We start from the raw sequence: 8867 nt of genomic DNA on the forward strand, positions 1-8867 counted from the left end.
GACGATACTGGCGTGGAGGAAGGTGCACCGGTACGCCCGTCGTGTGCGGCGTGTGGCGCGGCGCTGTCGCCGAGCGACAAGTTCTGCCACGAGTGCGGCGCGCGCCTCGCGCCGTCGACCCAGGCGGAGTACAAGCAGGTGACGGTGCTGTTCGCCGATGTGGTGCGGTCGATGGACATCGCGGCCACCGTCGACATCGAGCGGCTGCGCGAGATCATGACCGAATTGGTGGAGCGCTCGGCGGCGGTGATGCAACGCTACGGCGGGACGGTGGAGTACACCGGCGACGGGGTGATGGCACTGTTTGGAGCTCCAGTCGCGTTGGAGGATCACGCTTTTCGGGCGTGCCTGGCCGCGCTGGCGGTGCAGGAGGAGGCCAACCGCCTGGCAGCCGAGGTACAGCAGCGCGACGACGTGACGTTGCGACTGCGGGTGGGCCTGAACTCGGGTCAGGTAATCGCCGGCGAGATCGGCCTGGGTTACACGGCGACCGGCGAGACCGTCGGGCTAGCCCAACGGATGGAGTCCGCGGCGCCCCCGGGTGCGGTGATGCTGTCGGAGTCGACCGCGCGGCTCGTCGAGCACGTCGTGACGCTGTCCGAACCCGAGTCGGTGCACATCAAGGGCACCGGCGAACTGTCGCGCGCTCGGCGACTGCTGGCGATCCGGCCGCGCGACGGCCTGATCGGGCGCGCCGAGGCGAACCTGGTCGGCCGGCGCTGGGAGATGGCCGCACTCGACGCCATGACGGACCGCGCGATCGACGGCCACGGTGCTGTCGTCACGGTGGTGGGCCCGCCGGGCATCGGCAAGAGCCGGGTGGCCCGCGAGGTTGCGGCGCTGGCCGCCAGTCGCGGAGCTGAGATCTATTGGACCTTCTGCGAATCCCATACCCGTGACGTGTCGTTCCACGCCGTGGCGCGGCTGCTGCGAGCCGGGCTCGGCATCGCCAACCTCGACGGACAGGCGGCGCGCGCGCGGTTGCGAGCAGGCGCACCCGAGGCCGACCCGCAGGATCTGCTGCTGCTCGACGATCTGCTCGGCATCGCCGACCCCGATGGGCCGCTCCCCCAGATCGACCCCGATGCGCGTCGGCGCCGGTTGACCGCGCTGATCAGCACCGTGGCGCTGACCCGTACCCGGCCGGTGCTCTACGTCATCGAGGATGCGCACTGGATAGATGCGGTCAGCGAGTCGATGCTGGCCGACTTCCTCGCCCTCACCGCGCAAACCCCGTCAATGGTGCTGATCACGCTTCGGCCGGAGCATCAAGGCGCGCTGACAAGGGTGCCCGGCTCCCAATCGATAGCGCTTGCCCCACTGGATGATTCGGACATCACGACGCTGCTTGGCGAGCTGCTGGGTACGGATCCCTCGGTCGGCGACCTGGCCGCGATCATGGCCGAGCGCGCGGCGGGGAACCCGTTTTTCGCCGAGGAGATGGTGCGCGAGTTGGTGCAACGCGGCATCCTGGCCGGCGCGCACGGCAGCTACGTCTGCGACACCAACACCGCCGAGATCACCGTGCCCGCCACTGTGCAGGCGGCCATCGAGGCCCGCATCGACCGGCTCAGCATCCCGGCCAAGCGCACCCTGACCGCGGCGTCGGTCATCGGCGCCCGCTTCGACTCCGGGCTGCTCACCGCATTGGGCCTCGATGCGGTGTTCGACGAGCTGCTCGCCGCCGAAATGATCGACCAGGTAGGGCTCACCCCCCGCACCGAATACGCATTCCACCACCCGCTCATCCGCGCGGTGGCCTACGAATCACAACTCAGATCCGACCGCGCGGAATGGCACCGCCGCGTCGCATCAGCCCTCGAGTCACGCGACCCGGCAACCGCCGACGAAAACGCGGCATTAATCGCCGAACACCTCGAGGCCGGCGGTGAACTGCACGCCGCTTACCAATGGCACATGCGCGCCGCGGCATGGGCCACCTACCGCGACATCGCCGCAGCCCAACAAAGCTGGGAGCGCGCCCGAGCCATCGGCGACGCCGTGCCCGCCCAGGATCCCGAGCGGACAGCGATGCGCATCGCGCCCCGCGTCATGTTGTGCGCGATCGCGTGGAGGGTCCAGGTGAACCTGGCGGGCGACCGCTTCGACGAACTGCGGGAATTGTGCAACGCGGCCGGAGACCGGGCGTCGCTGGCTATCGGCATCGCCGGACTGGTAGCCGATCAAGCGTTCCGCGGCCGGACCCGCGAAGCATCGCGGCTGGCCTCCGAAGCCATGGTTCTCATCGAGTCGATCGGCGATGCCAGCCTGACGCTGGGGCTATCCTGGCCGGCGATCTACGCCAAGGCCCACGCGGGCCAGTGGCGCAACGTGCTGCGGTGGTCGGACCAGGCCATCGACCTGGCCGACGGCAATCCGTCGCAAGGCAACTTCATCATCGGGTCCCCGTTGGCGCTCGCCCTGACGTCGCGAGCGATGGCCCGGACTTTCCTGGGTCAGGACGGTTGGCGAGACGACCTACGCAACGGCCTGGCCATGGCCCGCACCGCCGACGCGTTGTCCTACGCCGCGGTCGTGGCCTATATCTATTTCCCGGGAATACCGTTGGGCGTATGGGCGGTCGATGATCAGGCCCTGAGCGAGATCGAGGATGGGCTGAGGACCGCCGAACGATCTGGTGATGATATGGCGCTGGTCTTCGTCCAGGCCGTATTGGGACTGGCGCTGACGCAGCGTCGCACGGATGCGGAACGCAAGCGTGGACAGCGGATACTCGCCGAGGTCAGCGACGTGTTCGTGCGCCGGGGGCATAACCTGAGCGAACTGCGCCTGCTCAACGCGTACCTGGCGCGTGAGCGTGCTCGCGCAGGAGATCGCGACGGGGCGATATCGCTCATGGCCGCGGCCGTGGACGAACTGGTTCACGAGGAGCAACTGCTGTCGTGGGGCATTCCCGCGACGGGGTTGCTGGTCGAGACACTGCTGGACCGTGGAGCCGACGGCGACGTGGCCGAAGCCGAGGCCGCGATCGAGCGGCTGGCTACGGCGCCCGGCGACGACGGGCTGGTCTTGCGCGATGTCTGGCTGCTGCGGATGCGGGCGCTGCTGGCCCGCGCGCGGGGCGACGACACCGCCTACCGGGAGCAGCGCGATAGCTACCGCGCCGTGGCCGCGTCGCTCGGCTACGAGGGGCACATGGAGTGGGCCGAGGCGATGCCGTAGACGCTCGAGCCAACCTAAGCGAAGCGCTTCGTCAGTGGCGCCGGCAGCACCTTCATCAGCTGCACCAGCGGGCCCCAAGGCCACCACGGCACGGCGGCCCGGCCGGGCTCACGCTCGATGGCGTCGACGAGCGCCTTGACGCCAGTTTCGTTGTCCACCATCAACATTGTGCTGTTGGACTTGGCCGTCATCTCCGACTCGATGTAGCCGGGCTCCATCGTCGACACCCTGATCGGGCCCTTGGCGTACTCGGCGCGCAGCGACTCGCCCAGCGAGGTGACCCCGGCCTTGCTCGCCGCGTAGGCGGCCTTGACGCCCGGCACCCCTTTGTTGCCGAGCACCGACGAGATCAACACCAGATGCCCCGACCCGCTCTGGTGGAACATCTCCAGCGCGGTCTCGATCTGCACCAGCGCGGCCACCAGGTTGGTCTCGATGGTCGCCTTGTTGGCCCACAGCTTGCCGGACCCCAGCTTGGCGCCCTTGCCGATGCCGGCGTTGACGATGACGCGATCGATGCCGCCGAGCTCGTCGGACAGCTCGGCGAACACCTTGGGCACGGCCTCGTGGTCGTTGACGTCCAGCGCGGCGATCGCCACGCGCACGCCCGGATACTGCTGCGCCAGTTCGGCTTTCAGCTCCTCGAGGCGGTCGGTACGACGGGCGCACAACGCCAGGTCGCGGCCCTTTGCGGCGAAGGCGCGCGCCATGCCGGCGCCCAGGCCGGAACTGGCGCCGGTGATGAGGATCTTCTGACGAGTCACCCGGGCAGCATATCGGCTGCTATTTCAGCAGGCGCGACATGCGCCGGTCGGCCAGCACCTTGCCGCCGGTCTGACACGTCGGGCAGTACTGAAAAGACTTGTCCGCGAACGAGACTTCCCGCACCGTGTCCCCGCACACCGGGCACGGCAGGCCGGTGCGGGCGTGCACCCGTAGCCCGGAGCGCTTCTCGCCCTTGAGCGTGGCCGCGCCCTGGCCGACGGAGCGGCTGACGGCGTCGGTCAGCACGCTCACCATCGCGTCGTGCAGCGTCGCCAGTTGCTCGTCGGTCAGCTTGGCGGCAGTGGCGAACGGCGAGATCTTGGCGACGTGCAGGATCTCGTCGCTGTAGGCGTTGCCGATTCCCGCGATCACCTTCTGATCGGTGATGACGGTCTTGATCCGCCCGGTGTTGCCCGCCAGCACGCCGGCCAGGTCAGCCGGGCTGAGCTCCAACGCGTCGGGACCGAGCGCGGCGATGCCGGGCACCTTTGCCGCGTCGTCGACCAGCCACACCGCCAGCCGCTTCTGCGTGCCGGCCTCGGTCAGGTCGAACCCGGGCGCGCTGCCGGGCGTGCCCAGATGCACGCGCAGTGCGATCGGCCCCTTGCCGGGACGCAGCGGCGCGGCGGCCAGCTGGTCGGACCAGCGCAGCCAGCCGGCCCGCGACAGGTGGGTGATCAAGAACAGCCCCCCGGCGTGCAGGCCCAGGTATTTGCCCCACCGCTGCGCGCCCTCGACGGTCTGGCCGTGCAGCGCGTTGATCGGCGGGTCGAAGGTCTTGAGCACCGACAGCGCCGCGACGTCGACGCGGCCGACGGTCAGCCCGACGGCGTGGCGCCGCAGGTGGTCGACCAGCGCTTCGATCTCGGGAAGTTCGGGCACCCGACCAGGTTACGACGGTCCGGTCGCGCCGTTCTGGCCGAACAGCGTCCCGCCGTTGCCGCCCTGCCCGCCCGCGCCGCCGGATGCGCCGGCGCCGCCGTCGCCGCCGTTTCCGATCAGGCCGGCAGGACCGCCGGAGCCGCCCTGACCGAAGCCGACGGGAAGCGGTGCGCCGGTATTGCTGGTGCCCGCATCACCGCCGCCGCCACCGTTGCCGAAGAAGGTCCCGCCGCTGCCGCCGGGACCGCCTTTTCCGCCGATCGCAATCGCGTTCGTCAGGTCTCCGGCGTCGCCACCGTTACCGCCGACACCGCCGTTGCCCCAGAACGCCGCGTTGCCACCCGCGCCGCCGTCGCCGCCGGTACTGCCGAAGTCGCTGATGGCGCCGCCGACGCCCACCTTTCCGCCGTTGCCGCCGTTCCCGCCGGCGCCGCCGTTGCCGAAGATCCCGCCGAAGCCGCCGTTGCCGCCGGCCGTGCCGAAGCCCCCGGAGCCGTTCTCGGTATCGACGCCGGGTACCACCACGCCTGCCCCGTCGCCGCCGGTGGCCCCGTTTCCGCCGGCCCCACCGTCGCCGCGCAAGATTCCGGCGTTGCCGCCGAACCCACCCTGCGCGCTGCTCCCGCCGTCGCCGCCGCGTACGAAGCCCTCCTGGCCGGTCCCGCCCGCTCCGGCATTGCCGCCGGCGCCGCCGTCGCCGACCAGCCCGGAATTGCCGCCGAGGCCGCCGTTGCCGCCACCGCCACCACTCGCACCACTGACCACGGGGTTAGTCGACCCCACGAACGATCCGCCGGCACCGCCGTCCCCACCCGCGCCGGCATTGCCGAACAGTCCTGCGTTGCCGCCGTTGCCCCCCGGGCCGCCAAAGCCGCCACGGCCGCCCGCGCTGAAACTGCCGCCATCGGTGGACCCGGTGCCGGCGCCGCCCTCGCCGCCGATGCCACCGGCGCCGCCCGCGCCGATGAACAGCGAGCCGCGTCCGCCCGCGCCGCCCGCGCCGCCGTCGCCGCCGATGTTGCCCTCGCCCAGAACTACGCCCTGTCCGGCGGCCCCGCCCGTGCCGCCGTCGGCGCCGGCGCCGCCGCTGCCGGCCAGCAAGCCGCCATTGCCGCCATTGCCGCCGAACCCGCCGGCGCCACCATTACCGCCCGCGTCGCGAGGCGCGAAGTCCGTACCCGCAGCGCCGGTTCCGCCCGCGCCGCCCTTGCCGCCATTGCCGATCAGCCCGGCGCTGCCGCCGTTGCCGCCGGCGACGCCCGTGCCGTCGGTCCCGGCCGCGCCATTGCCGCCGTTGCCGAAGATCCAGCCGCCGTCCTTGCCCGCCGCGCCCGGCGATGCCCCGTTGGCACCGTCGCCGAACAGCGGGCGTCCGGTCAGGTCCTTGACCGGCGAGAACACGGCGAGGTCGTCGAGGCCGGCCAGCGGCGACGCGTTGGCGGCCTCGGCCGCGGCATACTGCGCGCCGCCGGCGTGCAGCAGGTCGACAAACTGGGCGTGGAACTGCGCCGCCTGCGCGCTCAGCGCCTGATACAGCTGCCCATGCGCGCCGAACAGCGCCGCGATGTGCGCCGACACCGAATCGGCCCCGGCGGCCAGGATCGCCGTCGTCGGGTTAGCGACCGCCGCGTTGGCCGAACCGATCACCGAGCCGATGTTCGCCAAGTCCGACGCGGCCGCCTGCACATACGCCGGCGCAGCGGTCAGAAACTCCATCTACCGAACCTCCCGATATCCCGGACCGAAGCGTAGCTGCGTCGCGTCGGCGGGACGGCGGTTTTGGTTAGGGTGTCGCGCCGTCCTGGCCGCGGGTGCCGCCGAGCTGTCCGGCCGCGCCGCCGACGCCGCCGGTGCCGGTTTCCGACGGCAGCGGGGTCCCGGCGCTGCCGGCGTCTCCGCCGTCGCCGCCGTCGCCCCAGAACTTGGCGTCGCCACCGCGGCCGCCCTGGCCGCCTCCGCCGCCCGTGCCGGGGATCGTGTTGTTGCCGGTCGTGGTGCCCGCGTTCGCTCCGGTGCCGCCGTCGCCGGCGTTGCCGCCGTTGCCGAAGAACCCGGAGGTGCCGCCGTTGCCCCCGTCCCCGCCCGCGCCGCCGCTGCCGTTCTGGGTGGGATATCCGCCGGTGGAGTTGGCTCCCGCCGCACCGGCCCCACCCTTTCCGCCGCCGCCGCCGTCGCCGCTCAGTATTCCGCCGTTGCCACCGTCGCCGCCGGTGCCGCCGACCCCGCCGCTGCCGGCGACGTAGCCCTTGCCGGCCGTCCCGCCGTGTCCGCCGTCGCCGCCCTGACCGCCGGTGCCGAACAGCCCGGCGTTGCCGCCGCTGCCGGCCATGCCGCTGTCGCCGCCGCTGGCGCCCGAGCCCGCGCTCGGGGCGGAGAGCCCGACGCCGCCGTTGCCGCTGTCGCCGCCCCTGCCGGCCGCGCCGGAGAACAGGCCCGCGTTGCCGCCGCTTCCGCCCGCGCCGCCGATGCCGCCGATACCGCCGTCCTTGCCGGGCGCGGCCGACGCGCTGGCGGTCCCGCCGTCGCCGCCGGTCGCGCCCGCGCCGCCGTCGCCGAACAGCATGCCGCCGCGACCGCCTGAGCCTCCGGCACCACCGTTGCCGCCGCTGTAGCCCGCGGGATGGCTTGCGACCAGGGGCGCGCTGCCATTGCCGCCCCCGCCGCCGATGCCGCCGATGCCGCCGTTGCCCAGCAGCCAGCCGCCGGCACCGCCATTTCCGCCGGCACCGCCGACGCCGCCGTTGGAGCCCGACGCGCTGATGCCGCTGCCGCCGGCTCCGCCGTTGCCGCCATTGCCGATCAGCCCGGCGCTGCCGCCGTTGCCGCCCGCCGCCCCGGTGCCCGCGGCGGCCAGGCCGTCGCCGCCGTTGCCGTACAACCAGCCGCCGGGTTTGCCGTTGGGGCTGGCCGCGGTGCCGTCAGCGCCGTCGCCGACGAGCGCGCGCCCGGTGGTCGCGACGAACGGCGCGTTGATCGCCTGCTCGACGGCCTGCAGCGGCGAGGCGTTCGCCGCCTCGGCGAGGGCGTACTGCGACCCGCCGGAGTTCATCAGCTGGACGAATTGGTCGTGGAACAACTGCGCCTGCGCGCTGAGCGCCCGATACATCTGGCCGTGCGCGCCGAACAGCGCGGCCAGCTCGGTGGACACCGAGTCGGCGCCGGCGGCGAGGATCTCCGTCGTGGCGGTCGAAGCCAGCGCGTTGGCGGAGTTGATCGTCGAGCCGATGTTTGCCAGGTCCGTGGCCGCGGCCTGCACATAGGCGGGTGCGGCGATCACAAAATCCATACGGGAACCCCCCAAAGCAGGAATACGGGCACGTCCCCCGAATGACGCTGGGCCGAGAATATCGCCAATCCCGCTGCCACATGGGCGGTTTGAGGAAGTTTTTTACCTTAAGTAAGCGATGCGCCAGGTGTCCCGGCAGTGCCGCCGAACTGGCCGGCCGCGCCGCCGCTGGCACCGGGCTGTCCGTGGCTGTCGCCGCCGTGGCCGCCGTTGCCGAAGCCCTGCGCGTCGCCGCCCGGGCCGCCGACGCCGTGGGTCGGAGCGTCGCCGCCGTCGCCGCCGTTGCCGTAGAACGCGCCACCCATGCCGCCGCCGCCACCCGCGGTGAGCTGCGTCGGCGGGATGCCGGTCCCTTCGCTGCCGCCGTCGCCGCCGCGGCCGCCGTTGCCGAAGAATTTCGCGTCGCCGCCGTAGCCGCCCGCGGCGCCGATGCCGGCGTCACCGCGCAGAGGACCGACAGAGCCGGTCTTGGTGCCGCCGTTGCCGCCCGCCCCCCCGGCCCCGGCGTCGCCGCCATTGCCGAAGAAGCCGGCGGTGCCGCCATTGCCACCGAAGCCGCCCTGGCCCCCGCCGCCGACGTCGGACGTGCTGCCAGACGTGCCGTAGGTGTCGCCGCCGTTGCCGCCCGCCCCGCCGGCCCCGCCGATGCCGCCGTTGCCGCGCAGCGCGCCCGCGTCGCCGCCATTGCCGCCGAAGCCGCCGAGGCCGCCCTGACCGGCGAGGTAGCCCACCCCGCCGTCGCCGCCCCTGC

Annotated in this window: 5 protein-coding genes and 2 pseudogenes; 1 reads left to right on the top strand and 6 read right to left on the bottom strand. The window is 72.6% G+C overall.

The window, feature by feature from the left end:
* Window positions 1-12 precede the first annotated feature (12 nt).
* Complete coding sequence (locus AC5Y5V_RS29830) at window positions 13-3183, top strand: ATP-binding protein (protein ID WP_499942531.1); 3171 nt, start codon at window positions 13-15, stop codon at window positions 3181-3183.
* Between the two features lie 14 nt (window positions 3184-3197).
* Here AC5Y5V_RS29830 and AC5Y5V_RS29835 read toward each other — a convergent pair whose 3' ends face one another.
* From AC5Y5V_RS29835 to AC5Y5V_RS29860, 6 genes and pseudogenes are all read right to left on the bottom strand, one after another.
* The gene (locus tag AC5Y5V_RS29835) at window positions 3198-3947 is read right to left on the bottom strand and encodes an SDR family oxidoreductase (protein WP_499942532.1); all 750 of its coding nucleotides are present in this window, start codon (window positions 3945-3947) and stop codon (window positions 3198-3200) included.
* 19 nt (window positions 3948-3966) lie between these two features.
* Window positions 3967-4434, bottom strand: a complete 468-nt coding sequence (locus tag AC5Y5V_RS29840) for a zinc finger domain-containing protein (protein ID WP_499942538.1) — start codon at window positions 4432-4434, stop codon at window positions 3967-3969.
* Between the two features lie 153 nt (window positions 4435-4587).
* Window positions 4588-4830 (bottom strand): annotated as a pseudogene (locus AC5Y5V_RS29845) (DNA-formamidopyrimidine glycosylase family protein); the annotation flags it as partial.
* 9 nt (window positions 4831-4839) lie between these two features.
* A complete protein-coding gene (locus AC5Y5V_RS29850) occupies window positions 4840-6546 on the bottom strand; it encodes a PE family protein (protein ID WP_499942534.1) in 1707 nt (568 codons plus the stop codon).
* 67 nt (window positions 6547-6613) lie between these two features.
* Window positions 6614-8116: a PE family protein gene (locus AC5Y5V_RS29855; protein ID WP_499942535.1), complete on the bottom strand. Its 1503-nt coding sequence runs from the start codon at window positions 8114-8116 to the stop codon at window positions 6614-6616.
* 107 nt (window positions 8117-8223) lie between these two features.
* Window positions 8224-8867, bottom strand: a pseudogene (locus AC5Y5V_RS29860) (PE family protein); the annotation flags it as partial.

This window comes from Mycobacterium sp. NGS68 (genome assembly GCF_059812195.1).

What these genes read in the sequence shown, in the direction of transcription:
- AC5Y5V_RS29850 (WP_499942534.1), bottom strand. Translation starts at nt 6,546, where the DNA reads ATGGAGTTTCTGACCGCTGCGCCGGCGTATGTGCAGGCGGCCGCGTCG.
- AC5Y5V_RS29855 (WP_499942535.1), bottom strand. Translation starts at nt 8,116, where the DNA reads ATGGATTTTGTGATCGCCGCACCCGCCTATGTGCAGGCCGCGGCCACG.